The 25,705-nt window shown below is 63.1% G+C and carries 24 protein-coding genes; 10 read left to right on the top strand and 14 right to left on the bottom strand.

Translation table 11 applies throughout. The features are described from left to right. Nucleotides 1-82 precede the first annotated feature (82 nt). Nucleotides 83-2,581 (top strand): penicillin-binding protein 1A, encoded by a 2,499-nt coding sequence (locus tag AC07WT_RS08755; protein ID WP_494946758.1) that lies wholly within the window; start codon nt 83-85, stop codon nt 2,579-2,581. A gap of 99 nt (nt 2,582-2,680) precedes the next feature. Here the strand turns inward: AC07WT_RS08755 and treA are convergent, their stop codons facing one another. The 7 genes from treA to AC07WT_RS08790 form a co-directional block, all read right to left on the bottom strand. Further along, complete coding sequence (gene treA / locus AC07WT_RS08760) at nt 2,681-4,354, bottom strand: alpha,alpha-trehalase TreA (RefSeq protein WP_494946759.1); 1,674 nt, start codon at nt 4,352-4,354, stop codon at nt 2,681-2,683. Between the two features lie 242 nt (nt 4,355-4,596). Then, entirely contained in the window at nt 4,597-4,893 is a 297-nt protein-coding gene (locus tag AC07WT_RS08765) for an FmdB family zinc ribbon protein (protein ID WP_494946760.1), read from the bottom strand. After that, nucleotides 4,830-6,257, bottom strand: coding sequence for a dihydropyrimidinase (gene hydA, locus AC07WT_RS08770; protein WP_494946761.1), 1,428 nt, complete (start codon nt 6,255-6,257; stop codon nt 4,830-4,832). Before hydA ends, AC07WT_RS08765 begins: the two co-directional genes overlap by 64 nt. Beyond that, nucleotides 6,254-7,204: a dihydrodipicolinate synthase family protein gene (locus tag AC07WT_RS08775; protein ID WP_494946762.1), complete on the bottom strand. Its 951-nt coding sequence runs from the start codon at nt 7,202-7,204 to the stop codon at nt 6,254-6,256. Before AC07WT_RS08775 ends, hydA begins: the two co-directional genes overlap by 4 nt. Further along, nucleotides 7,201-8,439 (bottom strand): NAD(P)/FAD-dependent oxidoreductase, encoded by a 1,239-nt coding sequence (locus tag AC07WT_RS08780; RefSeq protein WP_494946763.1) that lies wholly within the window; start codon nt 8,437-8,439, stop codon nt 7,201-7,203. Before AC07WT_RS08780 ends, AC07WT_RS08775 begins: the two co-directional genes overlap by 4 nt. Continuing rightward, on the bottom strand, nt 8,436-9,860 hold the full coding sequence (locus AC07WT_RS08785; protein ID WP_494946764.1) for an FAD-dependent oxidoreductase: 1,425 nt from the start codon (nt 9,858-9,860) through the stop codon (nt 8,436-8,438). Before AC07WT_RS08785 ends, AC07WT_RS08780 begins: the two co-directional genes overlap by 4 nt. Continuing rightward, the gene (locus AC07WT_RS08790; RefSeq protein ID WP_494946765.1) at nt 9,853-10,140 is read right to left on the bottom strand and encodes a (2Fe-2S)-binding protein; all 288 of its coding nucleotides are present in this window, start codon (nt 10,138-10,140) and stop codon (nt 9,853-9,855) included. The genes AC07WT_RS08785 and AC07WT_RS08790 overlap by 8 nt, the downstream gene beginning before the upstream one ends. 171 nt (nt 10,141-10,311) lie before the next feature. On the opposite strand from AC07WT_RS08790, the gene AC07WT_RS08795 reads away from it, so the two are divergent. From AC07WT_RS08795 to AC07WT_RS08810, 4 genes are all read left to right on the top strand, one after another. Then, a complete protein-coding gene (locus tag AC07WT_RS08795) occupies nt 10,312-11,139 on the top strand; it encodes a transporter substrate-binding domain-containing protein (RefSeq protein ID WP_494946766.1) in 828 nt (275 codons plus the stop codon). Nucleotides 11,140-11,248: 109 nt separating this feature from the next. After that, nucleotides 11,249-11,917 (top strand): amino acid ABC transporter permease, encoded by a 669-nt coding sequence (locus tag AC07WT_RS08800; RefSeq protein WP_494946767.1) that lies wholly within the window; start codon nt 11,249-11,251, stop codon nt 11,915-11,917. Beyond that, on the top strand, nt 11,917-12,606 hold the full coding sequence (locus AC07WT_RS08805) for an amino acid ABC transporter permease (protein ID WP_494946768.1): 690 nt from the start codon (nt 11,917-11,919) through the stop codon (nt 12,604-12,606). The genes AC07WT_RS08800 and AC07WT_RS08805 overlap by 1 nt, the downstream gene beginning before the upstream one ends. Next, complete coding sequence (locus AC07WT_RS08810; RefSeq protein WP_494946769.1) at nt 12,584-13,321, top strand: amino acid ABC transporter ATP-binding protein; 738 nt, start codon at nt 12,584-12,586, stop codon at nt 13,319-13,321. Before AC07WT_RS08805 ends, AC07WT_RS08810 begins: the two co-directional genes overlap by 23 nt. A gap of 24 nt (nt 13,322-13,345) precedes the next feature. On the opposite strand, the gene AC07WT_RS08815 is transcribed toward AC07WT_RS08810, so the two are convergent. From AC07WT_RS08815 to AC07WT_RS08825, 3 genes are read right to left on the bottom strand one after another with little or no spacing between them, the layout of a single operon-like run. Next, complete coding sequence (locus AC07WT_RS08815; RefSeq protein ID WP_494946770.1) at nt 13,346-14,002, bottom strand: GntR family transcriptional regulator; 657 nt, start codon at nt 14,000-14,002, stop codon at nt 13,346-13,348. Beyond that, nucleotides 13,999-14,220 carry a hypothetical protein gene (locus AC07WT_RS08820; protein WP_494946771.1) on the bottom strand — a complete coding sequence of 74 codons (222 nt, stop codon included), beginning with the start codon at nt 14,218-14,220 and terminating at the stop codon, nt 13,999-14,001. Before AC07WT_RS08820 ends, AC07WT_RS08815 begins: the two co-directional genes overlap by 4 nt. Before the next feature lie 3 nt (nt 14,221-14,223). Further along, complete coding sequence (locus AC07WT_RS08825; protein WP_494946772.1) at nt 14,224-15,207, bottom strand: aldo/keto reductase; 984 nt, start codon at nt 15,205-15,207, stop codon at nt 14,224-14,226. Nucleotides 15,208-15,362: 155 nt separating this feature from the next. Here AC07WT_RS08825 and AC07WT_RS08830 point away from each other — a divergent pair, with 155 nt between their 5' ends. Next, the gene (locus AC07WT_RS08830) at nt 15,363-16,262 is read left to right on the top strand and encodes a LysR family transcriptional regulator (RefSeq protein WP_494946773.1); all 900 of its coding nucleotides are present in this window, start codon (nt 15,363-15,365) and stop codon (nt 16,260-16,262) included. A 127-nt stretch (nt 16,263-16,389) separates the two neighbouring features. Here AC07WT_RS08830 and AC07WT_RS08835 read toward each other — a convergent pair whose 3' ends face one another. Together AC07WT_RS08835 and AC07WT_RS08840 are read right to left on the bottom strand one after the other, a co-directional pair. Continuing rightward, entirely contained in the window at nt 16,390-17,286 is an 897-nt protein-coding gene (locus AC07WT_RS08835) for a nucleotidyl transferase AbiEii/AbiGii toxin family protein (protein WP_494946774.1), read from the bottom strand. Further along, nucleotides 17,261-18,319: a type IV toxin-antitoxin system AbiEi family antitoxin gene (locus AC07WT_RS08840; RefSeq protein WP_494946775.1), complete on the bottom strand. Its 1,059-nt coding sequence runs from the start codon at nt 18,317-18,319 to the stop codon at nt 17,261-17,263. The genes AC07WT_RS08835 and AC07WT_RS08840 overlap by 26 nt, the downstream gene beginning before the upstream one ends. A 333-nt stretch (nt 18,320-18,652) precedes the next feature. On the opposite strand from AC07WT_RS08840, the gene AC07WT_RS08845 reads away from it, so the two are divergent. Continuing rightward, the gene (locus tag AC07WT_RS08845; protein ID WP_494948410.1) at nt 18,653-18,940 is read left to right on the top strand and encodes a CppA family protein; all 288 of its coding nucleotides are present in this window, start codon (nt 18,653-18,655) and stop codon (nt 18,938-18,940) included. On the opposite strand, the gene AC07WT_RS08850 is transcribed toward AC07WT_RS08845, so the two are convergent. Both AC07WT_RS08850 and AC07WT_RS08855 read right to left on the bottom strand, forming a co-directional pair. After that, a complete protein-coding gene (locus AC07WT_RS08850) occupies nt 18,866-20,911 on the bottom strand; it encodes a putative bifunctional diguanylate cyclase/phosphodiesterase (protein ID WP_494946776.1) in 2,046 nt (681 codons plus the stop codon). The two genes, AC07WT_RS08845 and AC07WT_RS08850, sit on opposite strands and share 75 nt — an antisense overlap. Before the next feature lie 320 nt (nt 20,912-21,231). After that, entirely contained in the window at nt 21,232-21,516 is a 285-nt protein-coding gene (locus tag AC07WT_RS08855) for a hypothetical protein (RefSeq protein WP_492593410.1), read from the bottom strand. 334 nt (nt 21,517-21,850) lie between these two features. Here AC07WT_RS08855 and AC07WT_RS08860 point away from each other — a divergent pair, with 334 nt between their 5' ends. From AC07WT_RS08860 to AC07WT_RS08870, 3 genes are read left to right on the top strand one after another with little or no spacing between them, the layout of a single operon-like run. After that, entirely contained in the window at nt 21,851-22,342 is a 492-nt protein-coding gene (locus AC07WT_RS08860; RefSeq protein WP_494946777.1) for an SET domain-containing protein, read from the top strand. A gap of 16 nt (nt 22,343-22,358) precedes the next feature. After that, entirely contained in the window at nt 22,359-23,468 is a 1,110-nt protein-coding gene (locus AC07WT_RS08865) for an ABC transporter substrate-binding protein (protein WP_494946778.1), read from the top strand. Next, entirely contained in the window at nt 23,468-25,282 is a 1,815-nt protein-coding gene (locus AC07WT_RS08870; RefSeq protein ID WP_494946779.1) for a PAS domain S-box protein, read from the top strand. Before AC07WT_RS08865 ends, AC07WT_RS08870 begins: the two co-directional genes overlap by 1 nt. The last annotated feature ends 423 nt before the right edge of the window (nt 25,283-25,705 follow it).

Below are 25,705 nucleotides of genomic sequence, written 5' to 3' on the forward strand. Positions count from 1 at the left end.
GCGGCCCCTTAGGTACCGGCTCTTTAGTGATCCGTTTCCCGTCTTGGTACGATGCTGGCTTTCCCGTTGACGGTATGCAAGTGTGAAACGCCTGATCACGCAGTTTTTCGAGTTCTGTGCAGCAAGACTGGCGGAGATCCGGCCAGTTGCCGCCGACGTGCTTCGGCGCGTCCGCCGCCCCACGCGACGCGGCGTGGCGCTGACCTGCGCCGCCGTGCCGGCGCTGCTGTTCCTTTATGTGCTGATCCTGATTCCGTTCACCCCGAGTATCGGCGACATCCGCAAGGCGAAGGTGGAGCAGCCCGCCCAGGTGCTCTCGGCGGACGGCAAATTGCTGGCCGAATTCAAGCCGTCCAACCGCGAGTGGGTGAAGCTCGCGGATATCTCGCCGCACGTGGTGGACGCCTTGATCGCCACGGAAGACCATCGCTTCTACCAGCATTTTGGTCTCGACTGGCGGCGTACGGCATCGGCCGCGCTGCATACGTTTTCCGGCGACCGCCAGGGCGGCTCGACCATCACGCAGCAACTTGCCCGTAATCTGTATCCCGACGAAATCGGCCGCGCGCCCACGCTGACCCGCAAGCTGAAGGAGGCGATCACCGCCTTCAAGATCGAGGCGCTCTACACCAAGAACGAGATTCTCGAGACGTATCTGAACACGGTGCCGTTCCTCTACAACGCTTACGGCATCGAAATGGCGGCGCGTACCTATTTCGACAAATCGGCCGCCGAGCTCAACGTGCTGGAAAGCGCGACGCTGGCCGGCATGCTGAAGGGCAACAGCTACTACAACCCGGTGCTCAACCCGGAGCGCGCCGTGCAGCGGCGCAACATAGTGCTGGCCCAGATGGTCAAGTACGGCAAGCTGCCCCCCTCGGCCTACGAGACGCTGAAGCGCCGTCCGCTGCGCATCGATTTCGAGCGGCAGACCGAGCCGCCCGGACCCGCGCCGCACTTCGCGCAGCAACTGCGCAAATGGCTTGCAGCATGGGCCGATCGCAACGACTACAACATCTATTCCGATGGACTGGTGGTGCGCACCACCATCGATTCCCGCTTGCAGGCCATGGCGACCCAGGCCGTGGTGTGGCAGGGCAACCAGTTGCAGGGCATCGCGAACTCGGCATGGGGAGCGCGCGCGGGTTGCGCGAACGGCAAGGACCTGTTGCAGGTCTTCCTGCGCGAGACGCCTGACTATCGCGCGGCGAAAGACTCGGGTCTGACGGACGGCGAAGCGTTGAAACGGCTCTCGTCCGATCGCAATCTGGTGCAGACGGTGTGTGAGAGCAAGACCCGGGTACAGGCGGATTTCCTCGCGCTGGATCCGCGCAACGGGCAGATCAAGGCATGGGTCGGCAGCCGCGACTTCAGCCAGGATCCGTTCGACCACGTGCAGCAGGCGCGCCGCCAGCCGGGCTCGACCTTCAAGCCGTTCGTCTATGCCGCAGCATTCGAAGACGGCGCCAAACCGGCCGATACGTTCGTGGACAAACCCATCGAAATCCCGCTGGCCGGCGGCGAAATCTGGCGCCCGAGCGACGACGACGAACCGACCGGGCGCGCTATCAGCCTGCGCGACGGTCTCGCTTATTCGCGCAACCGGATTACCGCGCAGCTGATGGAGACAGTCGGTCCGGCCAAGGTCGCGCGGCTCGCTCGCGCAATGGGCGTGCGCGACAGCGAGCTCAATCCGGTGCCCTCGCTGGCGCTGGGCACGAGCCCCGTGACGCTGAAGGAAATGGTCTCGGCGTACGGCACGATTGCCAACCTCGGCGGCTATGTGGAGCCGGTGATGGTCACGCGCGTCGAGGATCGCAACGGCGAAGTGCTGGCGGAGTTCGCGCCGGTGCCGCCCAGACAGGAATTGCCGGCCGACACCGCGCGAACGCTGGTGGACGTGATGCGCGACGTGGTCAGCCGGGGCACGGGTTCGAACATCCGCAGCCGCTTCGGCGTGCGCGGCGATGTCGCCGGCAAGACGGGCACGACGCAGGGTAACGCGGACGGCTGGTTCATCCTCATCCATCCGCAACTCGTGGCCGGCGCCTGGGTCGGCTTCAACGACAGCCGCGTGACATTGCGCAGCGACTATTGGGGGCAGGGGGCGCACAGCGCCTTACCGATCGTCGGCGATTTTTTCCAGCGTGCGCAGCGCTCGAGGCTGGTCGACGTTCGCGCCAGGTTCGCGACGGAGCAGGAACCGGGCAGGTTCGCCGAACTGTCCGGCAAGATCCGCGCGTGGTTCGAGCATCTGTTTGCGTCGCCGGCCAGGCCCGAGGCGCCGCCGGCAAGCCGCAATGCGACGCGGCGCGCGCCGGCTGCCTCAGTCGCTTCCGCGGCTTCCATTGCTTCCACTGCCGCGATTGAACCGCAGCCGATGCCGCAGCCGCCGCTCATTTCCCCGACGCCGGCGTCCGCGCCGCAACCGGCCAGCGAGCACATCGACGGGCAGGCGCCCGCGGGCGGCGTGCCGGCCTCCGCGCCGACGCCCACACCGGACGACATCACGCCGGCCGACGCAGGCAGCACGGCCAACGATCCCGCGAACGCGCCGGCAAGTACCGGCACGTCGCCCTGACGGTCGATCCGGTTGCATGCACGAGAGGCGCACACGTCACCCGCAACCGTGTGCGCCCCTCGCCATGCCGGGACGTTTGCACGAACGCTAGCCCGAACGCTACTCGCCCGGGCTATACAGATCGAGCAGCTTGAGCGTCACGCCGTTGGTCCAGCCGAAGCCGTCCTGCAACGGATACTCGCCACCGCCTCCGCCACCGGTTCCCGCGCCTTCGACAACGTACTTCTCGACCAGCTTCCTGTCGGACGCGTAGACGCCCTTGACGTCAGCCAGAAACCGCGTGCCGATCTGTTGCGCGAGCGCGTCCTGTCCATAGCGCTTCAGGCCCTCGACCGCGATCCAGTGCAACGGCGCCCAGCCGTTCGGCGCGTCCCACTGCTGCGTCGTGTTGTAGGTGGTCGTCACGAGGCCGCCGGGTTGCAGAAGCGTCGATTGCACCTGCTGGGCCGTTTTCCGCGCACGTTCCGGCCACGCCGCGCCCACGAACAGCGGATACAGCATCGCCGCCGTTTTGTTGTCGCGCGGCTTCGCGAGCTTCCAGTCGTAGTCCCCGTAATAGCCGTTGGCATTCCACAGATACCGGTTGATGCCCACCGCGCGTTTCGCCGCGCGTTCGGCGAACTCGCCCACGCAGCGGAAATCGCGGGTCTCGCCACAGCCTCTGGCGATGGTCGTTTCGAGGTGGAACATCAGGCTGTTCAGATCGACCGGAATGATCGACGTGGTGCGGACCGTCGCGAGCGTCATGTTGTCGCCGAACCAGCGCGAGCTGAAATCCCAGCCGCTCTCCGCGGTCGCGCGCAGTTCGCGGTAGACCTCGTTTGGCGAGCGCCCCGTGGCCTGCTGCGCGGTCTTCACGTCCTCGAGATACGACTCGTCACGCGGCGTGTCGAGTTCGTCCCAATAGCGGTTGAGCACCGTATGATCCGGCATCACCACGACGTTGCGCGTCGCGTCGCCCGGTTTGGTCGAGTCCGCGCCTTGCATCCAGTACGCGTACTCCTTGCGCAGGGCGGGCAGATATTTCTGGTAGACCTTGCCGCCTTCGACCTTCGCCGCGAGCGTCACCATGTACGAGAAAAACGGCGGCTGCGAACGATCCAGGTAATACGTGCGATTGCCGTTCGGGATGTGGCCGAAGGTGTTGATCTCATACGCGAAGTTATCGAGCATGTTGTCGACGAGGTCTTCGCGGCCGGCCTCCTGGAGCCCCAGCATCGTGAACCAGGTGTCCCAGTAGTAACCCTCGCGGAAGCGTCCGCCCGGCACGACATACGGCTTCGGCAAGGGAATCAGCGAACTGTTCGCCGGCGCGCTCGTCGTGGTGCGCGTGAGCGCGGGCCACAGCCAGTTGATATGCTCGCGCAGCGTCTGGTTCGGCGGCGGCGTGATGACCGGCTCGCTCGGCGGCGTGAAGTACTGGTTGACGAAGCTCGCCAGCGAAAAGCCTGGATTGTTCTTCTGCTGCTCATACAACTGCACGATCGCGGCAGGGTCCGCATTCGGCGTGGCGTCGACGAAGGTCTTCTGATCGGGATAGATCTGCGCGGTTTGTACGGCGACGAACAGGTCGCCGTACAGCACGCTCGGCGCAGGCGGCAGCGCTGCGCCGACCTGAGTGTCCGCGAAGCAGACGCTGGCGACACTGGCTACGAGCACAAAGCTTGAAACGGCCGCCCGGTGAACGCTTCGGTGCCGAAGCGTGCCGGCTGCGCGGCGGGGCGAGATCAGGGAGATTGCAATGTTGCGGCGGACTTGGGACGGCTCAATCATGTCTCCTCCTGGGAAGTGGGCAACAGGATTGGTCTCCGGCGCGGCCTCTCATTCTTCTGATGGATGCTGAGGCGAAGGAAGCATCGCATAAAAGCCGGCGCGTTTCAAACGCTCGCACGCGATGCAATGGGCATGCCGGCCGCTGGGCACGTTTGCCGCACAGCACCATTTGCCAGTTAGCGCAGACCGCTTGCCGGACGGTTCGCCCCAGGCAAGGTCGTCAGCGGCAAGTCAGCGGCAAGTCAGCGGCAACAAACGCACCGGTAACGCCCGCTGGACGAAGCAGTCCCGTCTTCCGCCGGCGGCGCCTTGCGGGTATGCGTCAATACCACGGGCAAACCGCTCTGGATCCGGGGCGCAGGCTCGCCGCACCGAGGGCAAGGCGCGGTGTGGCGAGCCGCCACGCTTTGCATCTGGTCGAACGCACCGCACTGCGTGCACTGGTAGTCGTAGATCGGCATCGCGCTTACCGGCGTTACCAGTGCGCGCTCAGCTCGCCGCGCGCGACGAATTGGCCCTGTCCGGTACGGCCGACCCATTCGCCGTCGTCGATCAGCAGTTCACCCCGCAGCAGCACCTTCTTCACACGGCCCGTCACCTGATGGCCTTCGAACAGTGTGAAGTCGCAGTCGCTGTGTTGCGTCTGGGCGTTGATCGTATGCGGTTCGTCGGGATCGAATAGCACGATATCCGCGTCGCTGCCGATAGCGAGCGTGCCTTTCTTCGGGAACAACCCGAACAGTTTCGCGGGCGCGGTCGACGTCAATTCGACGAAGCGGTTCAACGAAATCCGGCCGCTCCGCACGCCGCCGTCGTACACCACCGTCATGCGCGTTTCGACGCCCGGCACGCCGTTCGGGATCTTCGAAAAGTCATCGCGCCCGAGCGGCTTCTGGTTCACGTTGCCGAGATGGCCTTCCTTCATGCAGTACGGGCAATGATCGGTCGATATCAATTGCAGATCGTCGGTCTTGAGCGCGGTCCATAGCGCGTTCTGGGCGTCTTTCGAGCGCAGCGGCGGACTCATGACGTAGCGCGCGAGATCGAAGCTGTCGTCGGCATACGCGGATTCGTCGAAGAACAGGTAATGCGGGCAGGTTTCGGCGAACACCGGAATGCCGAGATCGCGTGCCTCGATGACATGCTTGAGCGCTTCCTTCGCCGACAGGTGAACGAAGTACACGGGAGCCTCGGCCAGCTCGGCGAGTTTGATGCCGCGATGCGTGGCTTCGCCTTCCATGATCGCGGGACGCGTCAGCGCGTGATGGCGGGGCGAGGTGTGCCCTTGCGCCAGCGCCTCGCGAATCAGCAGGTCGATGACCGTGCCGTTCTCGGCGTGCAGCGCGATCATGCCGCCGTGCTGGCCGACCATCCGCATCGCCCGGAAAATCGTGGCGTCGTCGGACATCACGGTGCCTGGATACGCCATGAACATCTTGAAGCTCGACACGCCTTCGTGGCGGATCGCGTATTGCATGTCGGCCAGCACGTCTTCATCGACGTGCGTGACGATCACGTGAAATCCGTAGTCGATGCTGGCCGCCGGGCCCGCTTTCGACTGCGCTCTCGCGATAGCGTCGAGCGGACTGGTTCCGGCATTCTGCAACGCGAAATCGACGATCGTCGTGGTGCCGCCGAAAGCGGCCGAGCGTGTGCCGGAGGCGAAGTTGTCGCAGGTCACCGACGGCCCGAACGTATTCTCCATATGCGTATGGCAATCGACACCGCCGGGAAACACCAGCAGGCCGCTCGCGTCGATCACCTTCGTGTCCGGGCCGGCTTCCAGCTGCTGCCCGATACAGGCAATGCGTTCGCCTTCGATCATGATGTCGGCGCTGTAGTCGTCCACCGCGGTGATCAGGCGGCCGCCGCGGATGAGCGTGCGGGTCGTGCTGTGAGTCATGAGTGGCTCCGGTCGTGTTCGAGGGCAATCGAGAGCGCGCTTTCAAGACGGCCGGTTTCCGCGGCGGACAGCGGAGGAATCGGCGGCCGCATCGACGCGTGCGGAAATTTTCCGAGCAGATGAAGACAGGCCTTGAGCCGGGCGTTCGCATGCGATCCCGGCGCGGTGCCGTAAATGGCCTTCGCGAGCGGATAGATGCGGGCATGAAACCGCTGCGCTTCGAGCAGGTCGCCGCGCAGGACCGCGCGATAGAGCGCCACGATCAATTCCGGCACGACGACGGCGAGACTCACCAGGCTGCCTTCGGTGCCGACGGCAAAGCACGTGAACAGGTGCTCGTCGCCGGATGCCATGACGGCGACGTGCGGCGCCATCGATTTGACGAAGCGCCGGTTTCCCTCATAGGCTGCGGTCTCCCAACTGCCTTCCTTGATGGCCACGACCTCCGGCAATCCGACCAGCGCACGCAGCATGGGCTCCGTGTAGGCCATTGCTCCGGTGCTCACGCCCGCCTGGTACAGCATCATGGGCAGGCGCGCGTTGGCATTGGCGATCCGATGATGCGCGACGACGGTGTCGAGATCAGTGGAAAGCGCCCATGAGAAAGGCGGAAAAAGCAGCATCGCGTCGGCGCCCGCACGTTTTGCGTCGTCGGTATGCGCCTGCGCTTCGTAGCTGTCTTCGGAATTCACGCCGGCCACGATGATCGAGCGGTCGCCGCACACGCTGTGCGCGATCTCCACCACGCGCCGCTTTTCGTCGCGCGACAGCACGAAGTTCTCGCCGGCATGGCCGTTGATCAGCAAGCCGACAATACCGTCGACCGTGGCGACGTCCTCCAGATGGCGGGCGAGCGCGGCTTCGTCCAGATGACGGCCCTGCGCGTCGAGCGGACAAAGGGTGGCGGCATAGATGCCGTTGAAGGGGGCGTCATGCGAGGGAATCATTCAGTGTTTTCTCGAGGAGTAAGGGCGGGCGCGGCGGCTTGAACCACGAGCCGCGCGGGATCGAATAAGGGCAGCTCGGGTGCCTCGCCGAGCATCGTCTGGGCCAGTAGTTTTCCCATATAGGGGCCGCTGGTGTAGCCGGAGTGCACGCAGCCGATGACCCAGGCATCCGGGAGGCCGGGCAGCGCGCCGAGCATCGGCATCGCGTCGGCGGTTTCGGCTTCGAGTCCGAGCCAGATGCGCGCAACGCGCGCTTTGGCGAGCGCCGGGATCACGTGCTGCGCCAGCCGAAGATTGCCGGTCAGGTTCTGCGGAATGGTTTCGACCGGGCCTCGAATACGGTCGCCGACGCCTTGCCAGCCGCCACCGATCAGCACGCTGCCATTGGCGAATTGCTTCATCGAGAGCAGCCCGTTGGCGATGCTCAGCACCGAACGCATGATGGGCGGCATGCGTTCGGTGACGATCAGCTGGTTGACGAGCGTCTTCACGGGAATGTGCACGTCGAGCATCGCCAGCAGCGGTTCGAGCCATACGCCGCCCGCCATGACGAGCCGCTTCGCGTCGATGCGAAGCGAAGCGGCGGCGCTGTCGGGGCCGCCGTCGGGACCCCTTTCGGGACCGCGTTCCGGGCCGTGCTCTGGACCGCGTTCCTGGCCAGATACGCGATAGCATCCGTTCACCCGATCGATCCGCGTGACCGGCGTCTGCTCGACAATCCGCACGCCGGCTTCACGCAATGCCGCGTGATAGGCGCGGCCGGTCAGATAGGCGCTCGCGAAACCGTCGGTCGCGCAGAACGCGGCCTCCAGCATCGCGGGATTGAGTCCGGGCTCGACGGCGAGCGCGGCGTCGCGCTCGAGCAGGTCGATCTGCGCGCCGTATTCGCGGCGGGCAGCGGCGCGGGCCCGGAGCAGCTCCCGTTCGGCTTCGGTGAAGGCGAGCGAAAGACCCGGCGCGGCGGTTGCCAGCACGCCTTGACCGAGCCACTGGTCCGTCTCCATCCACATCTTCCATGCGCGGATCGCGTAGGGCACCAGCGCCGCCCGCGTCATGTGCAGAGTCAGCGTGCCGGCGTTCACGCCGGACGCGGCGCGGCACAGCGCGTCGCGCTCGATCACGGCCACCCGCATGCCGGCGCGCGCAAGGAACAGTGCGGTCGTGCAGCCCATCACGCCGCCGCCGACCACGGCGACATCGAACGGTCCGTGCAACGTTTCAGCCGGTGCGTTCATAGCGGCGCCGCCTTGGGGATCGGGATGTCGTCGTAGGTGTAGTCGCCGGTCAGCGCTTCGACCGTCACCGGGCGCAGCGGCGTGCGCGCGGAAAAGCAGCCGACGCGTTCGCGCGATGTATCGTCCGCGCGGCGGGCGAGCAGTTCGCCCGCCATGTCGCCGCAGGTGCGCCCCTGGCAGGGGCCCATGCCGCATCGCGTCCATGCCTTGAGCTGGTTGACGTCATGAGCGCCCGCGTCGAAGGCCGCGTCGATTTCGGCGCGCGTCACATCCTCGCAGCGGCAGACGATGGTGCCGGGGGCAATGCTGTCCACGTGCCCGGGACGCAGGGCCATCAGATTCGCCATCGCGTGACCGAAACGCGCAGCCTGGTGAGATTCGTCGCGCGCCGTCTCGACGAGGCTTTGCAGTCGCGCAGGCGCTTGTGCGCCGAGATCGAGCGCGCAGGCAAGTCCGGCCAGCGTGCCGTGCTTCGCGGCGGCGGCTGCGCCGGCGATCCCGGCGCCGTCGCCCGCGACATAGAGACGAGGGCGCGAAGTGCGCCCGTCCTGGTCGGCGACGGCAATCCAGCCGCCCGCTTCGCGCGAGTAGCGATGTTGTGCGCGCAACAGACGCGTCACCTCGGTAGACGGCGTGAGCCCATGACCGACGGCGACGCAATCGGCCGTCACGGTCCTGCGCTTTCCATCCACGGGACGCCCGCTTGCATCGCAAGGGGCGAGGGTCGCGCGCAGTTGATCGCCGGCCGGCTCAACCCGCACGATCGTATGGCGCGCATATCTGCGTGTGCCTGCACGGCGGATCGTGCTCCACCAGCGCAGACCCTCGCGCAACAGATCGGGACGCGCAAGCAGGGCGGGCACGGTGCGTAACCAGTCGCCGGTGCCGGCGAGATCCGCGATGGCCTCGACCCTGCCGCCGCCTTCGATCGTTTTGGCCGCCACGGCCGCGAGCAGCGGACCGCAACCGGCGACGAGCGTCGACTGGCCGGGCAGCATGTGCTGCGACTTCAACAGGATGGTGGCGGCAGCCAGACCGATTACGCCAGGCGTGGTCCATCCTTCGAATGGCACGACCCGCTCGGTCGTGCCGGCTGCGGCGATCAGTGCGCGCGCGGTGCAATGCAGCGGGCCGTGCGGGCCCGTTGCGTCGATGCGATAGTCGCCGGTGACGGCCCATACGGAATGGCCGAAGAATGTCGTGACGCCGCTTGCGGCCAGCTCGCGGCGCAGTGTGTTTCCGGCCTCCTGATCCGCGCCGCCGGACGAAGCCGCGCCCTCGACCGGCGCCCGGTACACCTGACCGCCCGCAGCCGGGTTCTCGTCGAACAGCGCGACGCTCAGTCCCGCAGCCGAAGCTGCCATCGCCGCATGGGCGCCAGCCGGGCCGCCGCCGAGCACCGCCACATCGAAGTCAGACATCGGCGCCGGTCTCCGGAACGGTTTCGACACGCAAGCCGTCGACGACGCGCGTCTGGCAGGCCAGCACGCGGCGGCCATTCACCATCACGAGACACTCCTGGCAGGAACCCATCAGACAGAACATGCCGCGCGCCTGACGCAGGCGAGGGCTCACGCGCAGCGCCTTCCTGCCGCACGCAAACAGGGCCGCGGCGACACTCTCGCCGGCGCGCGCGGGGAGGCGCTGACCATCAAGAAAAAGCTCGACCGTGAGCGAGCTTTCCGCACTGTCGATACGCATGGTGTGTTCTCCAAGCATCGCTCCTAACCTCGCTTGACAAGTAATTTAGGCGATGTTTTGATACTAACGTATACGATACGTATACGCAAAGTCGCCAAAAAAGAACGGCCTTGCGAATGCCTCGTCCGGATGCTTCAAACCTTCATCATGTAACGCTTACGGAGTCCACGAATGAAACACTCGATCATCCTGGGCCGCATGCTCGCCGCTGGTATCGCGGCATGCGCGCTGCTCGGTTCACTCGATGCCGGCGCGCGCACGCTGGACGAGATTCTGGCGTCGAAGAAGATCGTATTCGGCATTAATCCGAATCTGCCGCCGCTCGGCAGCTACGACGCAAAGAACAACATTGACGGTTTCGACGTCAATATCGCGAGGAAGATCGCGGACTCGCTCGGCGTGAAACTGGAAATCGTGCCGGTCGGGTCGAACGATCGCGTGCCGTTCCTGATGACCGACAAGATCGACGCCGTGATGGGCGGCATGACGCGTAACGCCGACCGTCTCAAGGTCATCGACTTCACCGACCCGGTCAATACGGAAGTGCTCGGCGTGCTGACGACGCAGGACAAACCCTATAAAGACTGGACCCAGTTGAACGATCCGTCGGTGCGGCTGGTTCAGGTGCGTGGCACGACGCCGGTCAAGCTGATTCAGGAGAAGTTGCCGAAGGCGCAACTGCTGCTGCTCGACAACTATCCGGACGCCGTGCGCACGATTGCGCAGGGGCGCGCCGACGCGCTGATCGACGTGCTCGATTTCATGCTCAGTTATACGAAGAACTATTCGACGAAATGGCGTGTGGTCGATGAGCCGATCGAAGTAGATTACGACTGTATCGGCGTGAAAAAGGGCAACGCCGCGCTCACCGAGCGGCTGAACAAGGAGATCGCGACACTGCACAAGAGCGGTTTCGTCGCGGCGCGCTGGAAGCAATGGTTCGGCAGTCCGATGCTGCACGATCCGACTGCGGCTCCGCCAACGGCCGCCGCCCAGTGAGCGTGACCCATGAGCGTGATCTGCGGGGCGTGATCGAACGAACGCAGCGCGGCGCGCCGCAAGCGGGCGATGAGCGCCCCACAACTTCGCCGCAAGGAGGCCTGTTTCGATGACGCTTCACTTTGGGCCCATCCTCGAGCAATGGCCGTATCTGCTCGGCGGCGCGTGGCTCAGTTTGCAGATCGCGGTGCTCGCATTCGGCCTCGGCATGCTGATCGGCCTCGTTTGCGCCGCGATCCTGCGCTATGGGCCGGCCTCGTTGCAGCGCGTGGTCAAAGCCTATGTGACTTTCGCGACCAATACGCCGCAGCTCGTACAGATCTTCTTTCTGTTCTTCGCGTTGCCGGAGATCGGCATCACGCTCTCGCCGCTCACCGCGGTGGTGCTGGGCGCCACCTTCAACGCGGGTGCTTACCTGTGCGAAATCCAGCGGGCCGGCTTCGCGTCGGTTCGATGGGCGGAGATCGAAGCGGCCGAAGTGCTGGGTTTTTCGACGCCGCAAATCGTGCGTCACGTGATTTTTCCGCACGTCATGAAGGTGATGTTTCCGCCGCTGTCGAACCAGTTCATCGTGATGACGCTCGGCACCTCGATGGCGGCGATCTTCGGCGTGGAGGAACTGACCGGGCGCACGTATAACATCAGCTCGCAGACCTATCTGTCGGTCGAAGCGTTCAGCGTGGCCGCGCTCATGTACATCGCGGTGACGGTGCTGGCCACCTTCGCGCTGGCGATGTTCGGGCGCCACGTCTGCCGCGCGAAGATAAAGGTGTTCTGATGTTCGCTTCGTCCATGGCTCAACTCACCCAGCTGTTTTCGTACTACAACCTGTTGCTGTTGCTCGAAGGTTTCGCCGCCACCTTCGTGTTGTCGTCAATCGGCTGTTTCGCGGGATTCATAGCGGGTTTTCTCGTCGCGGTGCTGAGGGTGACGCGTTCGCGCGCCATGGCGCCGGTGCGCGCGATCATGTTCGTCTACTGCGCGCTGTTCCGGCGCATACCGTTCCTTGTCACGCTGATGCTGGTGTTTTTCGCGAGCCAGGCGATGAGCGCCAATCTGTCCACCTTCACGGTGGCGCTCGTCAGCGTCTGCCTGATCGCGTCGGCGTATCTCGGCGAGATCGTGCGAAGCGGCCTCGAGTCGGTTCACGTCAGTCAGTGGGAAGCGGCCGGCACGCTGAACTTCAGTTATGTTCAGACGCTGCGCTACGTGATCGTGCCGCAGGCATGGCGCGTCATCGTACCGCCCACTTTCGGCTTCTTCGTGATGTTCATCAAGGACACCGCGCTGGCCTCGCAGATCGGTGTGATGGAACTCACGTCGGCCGGGAAAGTGCTCAACAACAAGGGCTTTTCCGCGTGGATCGTTTACGGTTCGATTCTGGCGCTCTATTTTCTGATGTCGTATCCGCTGTCGCGCTTCGGTAAGCGCATGGAGAGGAAACTTGCCGCAACTCGAAATCGTTGACCTGAAGGCGTCTTATGGGCCGCACACGGTGCTGGAGAGAATCAGTCTCTGCGTCGAAAAGGGCGAGATAGTCAGTCTGATCGGGCCGTCCGGATCGGGTAAGAGCACCTTGTTGCGCGTGTTGATGGGGCTGCTCCCGCCGGTGCACGGCAGCGTGCATCTGAACGGCGCGGCCGTGAATTATGCCGACAAGGCCGCGGTGCGCGCGCTGCGCTCGGATATCGCGATCGTGTTCCAGCAGTACAACCTGTTCCAGAACATGACGGTGCTCGACAACGTCATGATCACGCCGACCAGAATCAAGGGCTGGCCGCGCAAGGAAGTCGAGGAAGACGCGATCAGGCTGCTGACGCGTGTCGGTCTTGCGCACCGGTTGCGTGCTTATCCCGACGAACTCTCGGGCGGCCAGCAGCAGCGAGTGGCGATTGCACGCGCGCTGGCGTTGAAGCCGAAGGTGCTGTTGCTCGACGAAGTCACGGCCGCGCTCGATCCCGAACTCGTGAACGAAGTGCTCGATACGATTCGCGCGCTCGCCTCCGATGGCATCACGATGTTCATCGTGTCGCATGAGATGAGCTTCGTACGCGAGGTATCGTCGAAAGTGGTTTTCATGGCGGGCGGCCATGTGATCGAGACCGGCACGCCGAAACAGGTATTCGACGCGCCGCAGGAAGCACGTACGCGCGAATTCGTCGGCAAGATACTGCGTCACTGATGCGGCTGTTCCGCAAAACTTGATTCAGATGTAGGTGCCTTCGCTGAGCCGTTCGAGTACGAAGCGGCGAAGGTTTTGCAGATGGGTGCGCACCGCCGCGCGTGCCGCGTCGGCGTCGTCCGCCGCATAGGCTTCGAGGATCGCGAGATGCTCCGCGCGATCTTCCTCGATGCGGTTGAACGGCGTGACCAGTTCGAACAGGCGGCTGTTGGTGCGGACCACATCGATCGTGCGGGCCAGCACGTCGTTGCCGCTTGCGCGGGCCATCATCGTATGGACCTGGTCGTCGATCTGCCAGTGCGCCTGCTCCTGCTGGCCGCTGCTGAGCGCCTTGATCTTCCTGATCAACTGCTGAACCTGCTTCTTGTCGATCTTGCCGACGGCGAGCGCGATCGCTTCGGGCTCCAGCAGTTCGCGCACTTTCATGGCCTGAAAGTATTCCTGGGCGCTGACGAAGCGCACGGAATAGGAACGTGCGCCGGCGCGCACCAGCAGGCCTTCGCCTTCGAGACGCAGCAAGGCCTCGCGCATGGGGGTGCGTGAGATGTTGAGTTCGTCGGCAAGCCGTCCTTCAACGACCGGGCCGCCGCTGCGCAGCGCCTTGTCGAGAATCATGCGGCGCAGGGTCTGATACGCCAGTTCGCCCAGTTTTTCGGCACTGGCAGGGGAGGTCGTGTTCACGCTGTCTCGCAGAAGTTATATGCGAAGTATACGAACTGTATGCGGATGCGCAAGCGAGAAGCGAACAGCTTGACGATGAAGCGGGTGACACCTTGGGTTCGGCGCTGACCAGCAGGAAAGTCGGTCGAAGCCGCGAGTTCGACCTGTGCCTCGAAGCCGGCGATCCGCTTGCGCAGCGTCGCCAGTGTGCTTTCCAGGGCTTGTGAGCCGAGCACCATCCGTTAGCGGTCGACGCGCTGCTGCAGATGCGCCGGGTAGCGATCGCCCACCACCTTGATCTGCTGCAGGGCGGTTTCGATCGTGGCCAGATCGTCGGCCGACAGCGCGACCGCGGCCGCGCCGATGTTCTCTTCCAGTCGATGCAGTTTCGTCGTACCCGGAATCGGCGCGATCCACGGCTTCTGGGCGAGCAGCCAGGCGATTGCGATCTGCGCACGCGTGGCGCCACGGCTGTTGGCGATCTTGCCGAGCACGTCGACGAGACCCGCGTTCGCCTTGCGGTTTTCCTCGGAGAAACGCGGCACGACGTTGCGGAAGTCGGTTTTGTCGAACGTTGTGTTCGCATCGATCGCGCCGGTCAGAAAGCCTTTGCCGAGCGGGCTGAACGGTACGAAACCGATGCCCAGTTCTTCGAGAGTCGGCAGTACCGTGTGTTCCGGCTCGCGCCACCACAGCGAATATTCGCTTTGCAGCGCGGCGACCGGCTGTACGGCGTGGGCGCGGCGGATCGACTGCGCGCCAGCTTCGGACATGCCGAAGTGCTTGACCTTGCCCTGCTGAATCAGATCCTTGACGGTGCCGGCCACGTCCTCGATCGGCACGTTCGGATCGACACGATGCTGATAGAACAGATCGATGCGATCGGTCTTCAACCGCTTCAGCGAGGCCTCGGCGACAGCACGGATCCGCTCGGGCCGGCTGTCGAGGGGCTTTTTCGAATCACCGTCCTGAAAGCCGAACTTGGTCGCGATCACGATCTGGTCGCGAAACGGCGCCACTGCCTCGCCGACCAGTTCCTCGTTGGCGAACGGGCCATAGGCTTCAGCAGTGTCGAAGAACGTCACCCCCTTCTCGAACGCAGCCCGGATCAGCTCGATCCCTTCGGACTTTTCGGTGGCCGGGCCATAGCCATAGCTCAGACCCATACAGCCGAGACCGATCGCGGACACTTCAAGCCCGCTGTTTCCCAGTGTGCGTTTTTGCATGCTCTCCAACTCCTTTCGAGATATTCCAGGCGCGGCAGCCGCCGGCGGCAGCGCAAATCAGCGCTGTTCGGCGCTCAGAGGAGTCAAGCTTAGGCTGTTGTGAGTCGCTCAACAATACGGCTACAATTTCACGGGGTCTTGAGGAAAATTCATCTATGTTGCGTGCCGGCCTGTCCGAACTCACTGCTTTCGTCGCCATCGCCCATCAGCGAAGCTTCAGCGGGGCCGCGCGTACGCTGGGTGTCTCCCCGTCTGCGCTCAGCCATGCGATGCGAGGTCTCGAAGCGAGACTCGGCGTGCGGTTGTTCAACCGGACAACCCGGTCAGTCGCGCTGACCGAAGCGGGTGGCCAGCTCCTGCGGCGCGTTGGACCGGCTATCGCGGATCTCGAGGACGCGGTGAACGATGTCGCTTCCGCACGCGATCGTCCCTCGGGCTCGATCCGCATCAGCGCATCCGAATCTGCGGCGAAATCTCTTGTTCGGCATGTGCTTCCCAATTTCCTCGCTGCTTACCCGGATATTCACGTGGAATTCGTCGTGGACACGCGGCTCGTGGACATCGTGGCTGATGGTTTCGATGCCGGCATTCGTGTCCTGGAGGATGTGCCGCGCGATATGGTCGCCATCCGGTTCGGTCCCGACATCCGGTTCGCCGCGGTGGCATCGCCCGACTACCTCACGCATCACGAGCGGCCAAAAGCGCCGCACGATCTGGCGCAGCACCGGTGTATCCGGTTCCGCTTCGAGAGCGGCGCGCTCTACCGATGGGATCTCGAGTATCGCGGTAAAAGCGCCAGCGTCGATGTCGACGGCCCGATGACTCTGGGCAATCTGAACCTGATGGTCGAGGCGGCGCTGGTTGGCATCGGCGTGGCGTGGGTGCCGGAATACCTGGTTGCGGAGCATCTGGCGGCGGGGCGGCTGGAGCAATTGCTGCCCGAATGGAGTCCTTCATTTCCGGGCGTGTGCCTCTATTACCCCGCCAATCGACATCCTCCGACCGCACTCAGGCTGTTCGCACAGGCGGTGCGGGAGTGGGCGAATAGCCAGTAGCCGCCCGCCGCGTGCCGGCAGCAATGTCGGGAGCGCCGAGCGATCCGTGCGTGCCTGGACCGGGATGAATGATGCTGATGTGATTGACTACGTGTCTAACATGCGTGCGGGCGGTCGCCTTGTAGATTCAGCGAGCCGCAGCGCTCAAAAAGCCGCGCCGGAATGCAGCAAGCGTCTTATCTGACGCGTCCGCAAAATCGTCCAGCAACTGCGCGGCCGCGCGCGCCAACATGTCACGCCTGAGTGTCTCGTAGCTTGCCTCGTCCGCGAGGATTGCCGTGACCGCGTCGAGCGTGGCAGGCAATGCTATCTGGCGTGCCTCCCGGCCGAGCAATGCCGACGCCGCGAGGTCGACGTTGTATTCGTACTCCACCAGCAGATCGGCCGCGGCCTCCCAGATGCGCTCTTCGTTTCCCGCCCTGAAGTAGCTCCGGAGGACGAGCAGGAGGTCCGATGCATCCGTATTCTTTCGCGTGCGACGATCGTGCCAGGCGAGGACTTTCAGTAACGTGAGCGCCGGCAGCGTCACTATGGGTACCGCGAGGTCTTCCCCGAGGTCGATCTCGATCGCATGATCGACGGCCTCGCGGAAACCGAGCACGTTCATCACAAAGTCGCCTTTCGGCGGCCATGCGATCAATCCGGCTGGCGCTTCGAGATCACCGAAGGGAACCAGGTCTAACGGAAGGGCCCAGCCGCCGGCCGGATCTCTGAACACCAATGTCTGCTGCGTTTTTCTATCAGCCTTGAAGAGACCGGTTGCCTCGAGCTCCCCGACGAGGCCGCCGTGAGCTTCCCAGCTGATCGCACAAACCGCGACGTCGATGTCCCGGGTTGCGCGCTCCGCGCGAACACCGTGTACGTGCCAGAGCACGATGTCGCGGGCGGTCGCACCCGCCACCACGAAATCAATGCCGCGCCGATCCGCTGCGTCCCGAACGTGACGCAGCAATGCGATGGTGGCCGGATGAACGGGCCGTTCCTCGCTGACCTTGGCGTTAGGGTTGGGAGAGGTACTGCTCATAGATCCTTTGCGCAGCAGAGAGGTTGCGATCATCGCCCGACGCGACAAGATCGGCGTAAATAAGGAGCGGGTGCACGAGTGGTGGATCGCCGGCCTGCCAGCCGGACGCTGGCGTCCCGGGCCAGAATGCGTCGAGGATTTCGACGTCGCCCCGCGAATCCGGGCGAAGCCGGGCCTTCAGCATGAACTGACTGTCGAGCGCCGTCTGACTGTAGATTGTGACGCTGGCCGCCTTTAGATCGTGCGTCAGGACATCGGCGGCCGCTTCGCTGCCGAGCAGGCCCTTGAATTCAGCGAAGTCAAAGGTTCGCCACCAGTCCGGTTTCGCGCTCGCGAATCGTCTGGCGCCAAGCTTTGGGCGCAGGCGGGAAGGGTAGAGGCTTATCCATTCTTGAACCAGCTTTGGCCAGTCCGTGAAAATGCGCTCGCCGTTGCTCCTGAGCGCGACGAGTCCCCGCGACTGCAGGTCGTCGACGACCTGATTCACCGTGCTCAACGCTACGCCCGATGCTTGAGCAATGGCTCGATAGGGCTGTGACACGAGCCCTGGCCGCGTTGCGATGGCGAACATCACCTGCAGACCTTTGCGCGTGGTGGCGCGCGCTGTCGGAGCGCTGTGCAGAAGCTGCGGTTTGGCGCGGCCGGTGACCATGACCGTGCCCTCGGGTTCGCTGATAAACGCGTTGCCGGCAGCATCCAGAAACGGGACTTTCCCGTCGATGAGACGGGCGGCAAGTTCGGAACCGATGTACGGCGCGACCAGCATGAGCTGGCGCCGATGCTCACCCGGTTGAGCGGCATACAGGCGATGTTGCGCGAGAAGGATGCCCGAGGCATCAGCCCGGGTCTTGATGAAAACGGGCATCTCGAACTTCTTTCCGGCGAGTTCGAACCGGATCGTGCCGTCGGTCAGGCCGTCCGATGCGCGCCGCGCGCGACCGGGTATGGCTTTGAAGATGCGCGTCGAGCGCCCGAAAGCCGCGCATGCGTCTTCGAGAAGCTGCTGCTCGTTGAAAGAGAGAGTACGTGGCATCTGACTTCTCGTGTACGATTTATGGGTAGTGTATGAAAAAATCGTACATCAGTCAAAAATCGTACAAACATATAGCCATTTCTAGTCGCGTCAAGAAACATTCGAACAGCAGGGTGCTCGTTGTCTGATTTTTTGAGGTGTTCGTCTTTCCCGGCCTCGTCTCACCAAACGCAAAAGCCTCTTCTCTGCAGCAAGGAGGCGACGTGATCCTGTACCCGATGCAAGTTCCCGGCGCCTGACCGCCGTCTCGAAATCAGCCTTGAACCCAGCATGACTACTGTATATATTAACAGTACTGTTCATGCGTACAGTTCTGGAGGCGATATGGAGCATATGGTTCGTGTTCTTAACGACCGGGACCGCCGGACGCTGGCCTGGTTGCGGCAGCAGGTCAGCGACGCGTCACTGTCTGCGGCCGCCAGGCGGTGCAGCGGACCGACAAAGCCCTACGTGTCGCAAGTTTGCCGGTGCCTCGGGCTGCGCCCGCCGGAGTTCAGGGCGTCTCGCCCGCACATACCGACTGCGACCGCCGAACAGTCGCTCGCGTCAATCCGCGAAATTCTGGCTGCAATGCCCGCAGGGCGTACTCCCGGCCAATGCACCGGGAGCAGAAGCGTGTGAATCGTCTGCGGCCAGAGCAAGTACGGCTTCGGCGGACATGGGCTTACCGAACAGATAGCCTTGCATCTTGCTGCAACCCAGTTCATGCAGGATTTGCACCTGCTCTTCGGCTTCCGCGCCTTCCACCACGCAGTCGAGATCGAGATTGCGGCACAGGTCGATGATGGACTTGACGACCTTTTGCCCGGTTACATTGTCCACAATATCCCTGACGAAGCTGCGATCGATCTTGATCTTGTCGAGCGGCAAACGGTGCACGTACGTAAGGCTCGAGAATCCAGTGCCGAAATCGTCCAGCGCAATGCGAACGCCGAGTTGCTTGAGCAAGCGAAGCGATTCGCTCGCCACCCCGAAATCGCTCACGAGCGCAGTTTCGGTGATTTCCATTTCGATCCGGTGTGGCGGCATTCCACTCGCAAGGACGATCCGGATAATGCGCTGGATCGCATCGGGTGATCCGATGTCGCGAGCCGACAGATTGAACGACACGCACGTGGCGTTTCGCCACTGTTTGGCGTGCCTGAGCGTTTTCCACAGCAGAATTTCGCTCATCGGCAGGATCCGGTTCGACCGCTCTGCGCACCTGATGAATTCCGCCGGCGAAACGATGCCGAGCTTGTCATGTGTCCAGCGTGCAAGCGCCTCGAATCCCAGAATGCGTTGGTCAGGTAACTCGACAATCGGTTGAAACACTACAAAGAGTTCGCGTTCGAGGTTGGCATGGGCGAGCGCCTGCTCGACCAGCGCCGTGCGGCGCCTTTCGCTTTCGTGCGCGTGCGAAAAGATGACGGGTTCTCCCCGGGCGTTTTGCTTTGCATGGTATAGCGCGTGATCCGCACGCTCAAACGGGAGTTCGAAGCTGACAGTATCGGCATCCGATACGGCGAACCCGATCGACGCGGATAATCTGAGTGTGAGATCCGCCACTTCATACGGTTGCCGAAGCAAACGGCAAATTGCCCCGCCGCAAAGCATCAGTTCGTCAGCGGAGAGATCACCGCGAATCAGCATGCCGAACTCGTCTCCGCCGAGGCGCGCAAAGAAGATCTCAGATTCCCTGAACTCGCCGAGACGGCGCCCCGCTTCGGCGAGCACTCGATCCCCTGTCGCATGACCATAAGCATCGTTGACGAGCTTGAAGTCGTCGAGGTCGATGAGCCCGATTGCCACACGGCCTGCATCTGCCGGCGTCGAAGCGGCGATGCAGGAGAGGAACGCGCGCCGGTTCGGCAGCCCGGTCAGCGAGTCGAGATTCGCCAGCTGGAAATTTTCGTCGCTCAGACGCTGTGTCTCCAGTTGCTTCATCTTCAGGTCGGCCGATGACTCGATCAATCGCGCAAAATGCCGGTAGTGAACGAACAGCACAACAGTCATCGCGATGGACACGAGCAAAAGGTTCACCGCAATCAGCACAAGCACCAGCTTGCCGGTCAACGAAAAGAAGATCGAGAACGGCACGATCACGACGACGGCCAGCGATAACGCTGCGGCGCGCAGGTGCATCAGGCAGAAGATGCAGCCGATCACCGTGATCGACATATAGAACGCGACGTGGACCTTTGCGTAGGCATCGCCGTATCGGTACAGACTCAGGGCCCACGCCGTAAACACCACACCGAGCAGCGGCACGAGCCGCGCGGTGATCCGCAGCCGCCTCGCAAGGGTGGCGGCATCGACGTCGGCGTGGCGGGTCCGCCGCCACCAGACGAGACGGCCGAGGCAAACGGCGGACAGCAGGGCCGGTACGACAGCGCTTAGAAAGAGTGGAGCGGAAGCGAGATGCGTGAGGGCTAATGCGATGCTGTTCGTAACGAGGATGAAGTACAGCAGCGGGATCTGCGTCGACAGTGCGACCGACTGCGATCGGTTCAGCTCCTCGTTTTCTACCGATACCGCGAATAGCGTGATGCCGGATCGGAAGAATTGTTTACAGTGAATGAACCACGGGCGATAAAGTTGACGACTTGTCATGATGCCTTGCTGGCTAATTCCGGTATGCGCGTGAATGTGGCGACGTGGATAATCGCCCGCACAGTTTTGATAGCAGCGGGGGACATCTGGTCTCGCGTGGCGGCTGTTGCGCAAGATCGAGTTGCGTTGCTCCGCGCAGTCATTATGGGTATACGGCAGTCCTGGTCATTACTGAAGGACGAAATCCGCGATTCATAAAAGAATCTGTAGTCGCTGCTACTCGACGAGGACTCGCTCTGGCATAACCTGGCTATCGTGAGCGGCAATTCGTTGGGAGGATTGCGGGCGTGGACGGCGGTCGCGAAGACCAGATGCGACGGCTAGGGCGCGGTGTGCATGAGCAGGTTGTCGGCGCGATAAATCAATTCGCCCAGCAGTCTGGTTTGCTCAGGTGTGAGAGCGTCCGCGTGATACTTCAGCAATTCGGCGAGTGTGCTGCTCAGCAGACTGATCCGCCCATACTTCTGGTCCAGCAGGGGCCAGCATTGCATCAGATAGATGAGAGGAATGATGCTGCGCGTGGCGCACCAGTCGTCGAACAGAATCAGGCAAATCGTATCGATGTGATCTGCGTCGCTTACGCCTTCAGAGGGAACTGCACACATGACGGCACAACACTCGGGAGGACAGTAAGATTGCGATGGTAGGGGAACAATCGTGTTACTCCTGTCAGGAGCGGTGGAAATTACAGGTCGAATGACCTGATCTGTCTGTCAGGAAATCCTGCACAAGTTTAATTTGACGGCGGGGACTTCCTCGTCGAATGACGAGTCCGCAGCGTCACCACGTTTGCAGCACCCTCATCCATGTTGACGATCCATGTTGACGTGAGCCGGACAACGCGGATAGGCCACGCCGATCGTCGCCGGGGCATCGGCAGGAATTTTGGCATGCGAGCATCCGCCTATCCATTTTTACTCTTTCATTGAGCCAGCGGACATGCGTAGCGTGGTGGTGCGAAGGTCCCCGGTGCACGGCAAAGGCGTATTTGCGCTGCGGACGATCAAGGCCGGCGAACGGATCCTCGAATACAAGGGTGAAGTCACTATGTGGGATCGAGCGGTCAAACGCTACCAGCGTGACGGTCGCGCTGACGGGCATACCTTCTTCTTTGGTTTGTCCGACGGGCGTGTCATCGATGGCGAACGCGGCGGCAATAGCGCGCGCTGGCTGAACCATGCCTGCGTGCCCAACTGCGAAACGGTCGAAGAGGGGCAGAGGGTTTTTGTGTTCGCTGCCGCCGATATAAGCATGGGCGACGAGTTGTTCATCGACTATCAACTGAGTGTCGAAGGGCGCCGGACCGAGGCAGTGCGGGCGCGCTACCGCTGTCTTTGCGGCGCGGCCGGCTGCCGTGGCTCGATGCTAGGCCGCTCCATGAAAACAGATCGCAGCAAGCGTCGGCCCGCGCGCAGCGCCCCGCAGCGGTAACCGAGTGAATCGTCTTATGAATCGCAGAAAAGCATTGCTCGCCTGCGCGCATGCCGGCCTGCTGTGCATGACGCGCCCCACTTTTGCATCCAGGCCGCCGCCTCGTGTGGTATTCCTCAACCCGGGCGAGGCCGTCGAACGTGGCACCGGCCAGCATTGGCAACTGACCGCCCAATTCATGGCCGTCGCAGCGAAGACCTTCGATATGCAACTGGAGGTCCTTTACGCGGAGCGTGATCACCTGTTGATGCTGCGTCAAGCCGAGGAGGTCGCGCGACGTCCGGATGCGCCGGACTATGTCGTGATCGTCAACGAAAAGATGGCCGCGCAGCAGATGCTGAAGACGTTGGCGCGTTCACCGGCGAAGGTGCTGCTCCTCCACAACGATCTGACGCCAGGGCAGCGGCGCGAGATCGGCAATGAGCGGCAGCAGATCCGGAACTGGATCGGAACGGTGACGGCAAACGCCGCGCTCGGTGCCTACCGGTTGATGGAATATCTGTACCAATGCCTTGGCCAGGGCGGGGCGCAGGTGATCGGCATTACAGGAGACCCCAAAACGCCAGTCTCGCAGGAGCGTGCCGCCGGTGTCGAGACGTTCCTTGCCCAGACTCCGAATGCGCGCACCAGCCAACTGGTTTTCAGCGACTGGAGCTACGCCGACAGCAATCAAAAGGCCCGCGTGCTGCTTGCCCGGTATCCGGACGCCAATGTGATCTGGGCCGCGAACGACTCGATGGCGCTCGGGGCGTTGAACGCGGTCAAGGCGCGCAACGCTCGCGTCCTCGTCGGAGGAGTGGGGGCCCTGCAAGAGGCGCTGGCCAACGTAGCTGACGGCGGTCTGGCGGCCATGGTGGCAGGGGACTATTTCATCGGCGCCTGGGCCATGGTTCTGCTGCACGACTACCATCACGGCAAGGACTTCGCCGCGTCCGGAGGCGTTCGCCAAAAGCTCGACTACCTGAGCGTCATCCACCATGACAACGTCGCTCGGTACAATGAGGCTGTTTTTGGGCACGACCATACGCTCGACTTCGGCCTGTACTCCAAATACCTGTATCCACGTGCCGGCCCATACGACTTCAGCCTGGAACGGCTCCTGAACACCGCACCGAAGGATTCCTGATGCGTCTGTCTCCACGGCTTGCGCGCTCGCTCAGTCTGCACACCAAGCTGATGCTCGCCCTCGTCGTGCTCGTCGCGCTGGTGGTCGGCACCTCCGTGTACAGTCTGGTCGAACACGAGCGGGAGCGACGGCTCGTCGAGCTGGAGGAGCGAGCCACACGGATCGCCGATCTGTTCAGCCATTCGCTGGCGCAACCTTTGTGGAACGTCGATCGTGGCGCAATCGACAGCCAGCTTGCCGCGCTTGCGCCCAATCCCGAGGTCGCGGAATTCACGGTGACGGCGGCGAATTACGGCACGGTGTCCTCCGTCAAGGGCGCACATCATCCTGACCCGGGCGACAGCGTGGTGCGCATCAGGGCGATCGAATATGATCCGCCCGGCGCGGCGCCGCGGGAAAAGATCGGCGAGATCCGCGTCGTCCTGACGAAGGCGGCCGCCGAACAGGCGATCGGGCGCGCCCGCCGGACCATTCTCGCGACGATGGCGATGGTTGTCGCCGTCCTCTATGCCGCGACTTTCATCCTGCTCAAGCGGATGGTGCGCAGCCCGATCAATCGCCTGGAAGAAATGGTCGACCGGATCGCCGGCGGCGATCTTGACGCGCGCTGCGTAGTGGAATCCGGAGATGAACTGGGGCGGCTTGCTACACGCGTGAATGTTATGGCGGACCGGCTCCGCGAATCGACGGCGTGCCTGCGCGAGAGCGAAAGAAAGTACCGCAGCATCGTGGAGAATTCGCTCGAAGGCATCTTCCTGCTGGATCGCAGCGGGCGGCTCAACGAGGCCAACGCGGCGACGGCGCAACTGCTCGGGTACGACACGGCGACCGAGCTGATCGAAGCATCGACAAACGATCCGGGCCGGAGGCCGTTTTCGCCGGCACAAACCGAGCACCTGTTCGACATCCTGAACGCGCGCGGCGAAATTGCCGGCCTCGAACTGCAGTTGCACCGGCTGGACGGCAAGCCGATCTGGGCTCAGTTGAACGCACGTGGCGTCGCTGACGGCGATGGCGCCCCGCAGTCTATCGAGGGCCTGCTGACCGATGTGACCGTCCGCAAGCGCGCGGAGGAGAACTTGCGCCGCCATCGTGACCAGCTCGAACTGGAAGTCGGCGAGCGCAAACGGACCGAGCTCGAACTGTTGGCGTCGCGCGAGCAAATGCGCGAGTTGTCCGCACATCTGGAGGCGGTCCGCGAGGAGGAGAGAAAACGCATCGCGATGGAAATCCACGATGAACTCGGCCAGTTGCTGACCGCGCTGAAAATGGACGTGTCGTTGCTGAAGATGCATCTCGCCGGCGATTCCGTTGCAATGCGAAAAGCCGTTGAGATGCGGGAACTGGTCGAGAAAACCATCCAGATCGTGCGCCACGTGTCGAGCCACCTTCGGCCGGCTGCGCTGAACTTCGGTCTTGCGTCGGCGCTGGAATGGCTCGCCGAGGACTTCAGCCGCCATGCGCAGATTCCCTGCTACTTTCATATGGAGGGTGCCGAACCCAATTTCGCCGATCCGCGTGCGACGGCGATATTCCGCATCGTGCAGGAGTCGCTGACCAATGTGGCCCGCCATGCTGAAGCGTCGCGCGTTGACGTGACGCTGGTCAGCACCGAAGCGGGCATCGAGTTGAGCATCTGCGATGACGGAAGAGGTTTCGATACCGTGGCTGCGCGCGCTGGCTACTCGTACGGCTTGCAGGGGATGGCCGAACGCGCCCGGTTGATCGATGCCAGCCTGCATATCCAGAGCGAGCCGGACTCCGGATCGGTCGTGCGCCTTTGGGTCCAGGACGATTTCGTTACCTCCCGGTAACCGGTTGGGAGCACCCCAAGCTCTGCCGGGGGGCCACGCGGGGCCTGTTCACGCGGGGCCTGTTGTCTACCGCGAATTCCTTTTCCGGCAACACATCAAGCACCGCCTCTTCTGTCCCCGTCACAACGCCGGATCGGCCCAGCATGCCGCCAGAGTAGGGCGGCTCCCGGCATGACAGCTAATGTACGGATATCCTGACACGCGAATCAATGATTCCCCACCGCGCGATCCGCCGCTCCCGACGGAAAGAAGTATTTCGAAGCCCTAGCATGGTTTCGTACGGGATCACACGGAGGCGGATATGACAACGGCGGAGAAGTCCTTGCGCGTGCTGGTTGACAAGTGGTTTGGCGCGACTGGCGTACGTCTTGTGCGTGTTCAGCTTTGCCGTCTCCCGGGGCCCGCCGCCGCACGCTGTATTTG

The sequence above is a fragment of the Paraburkholderia sp. GW821-FHT02A12 genome (genome assembly GCF_059422005.1).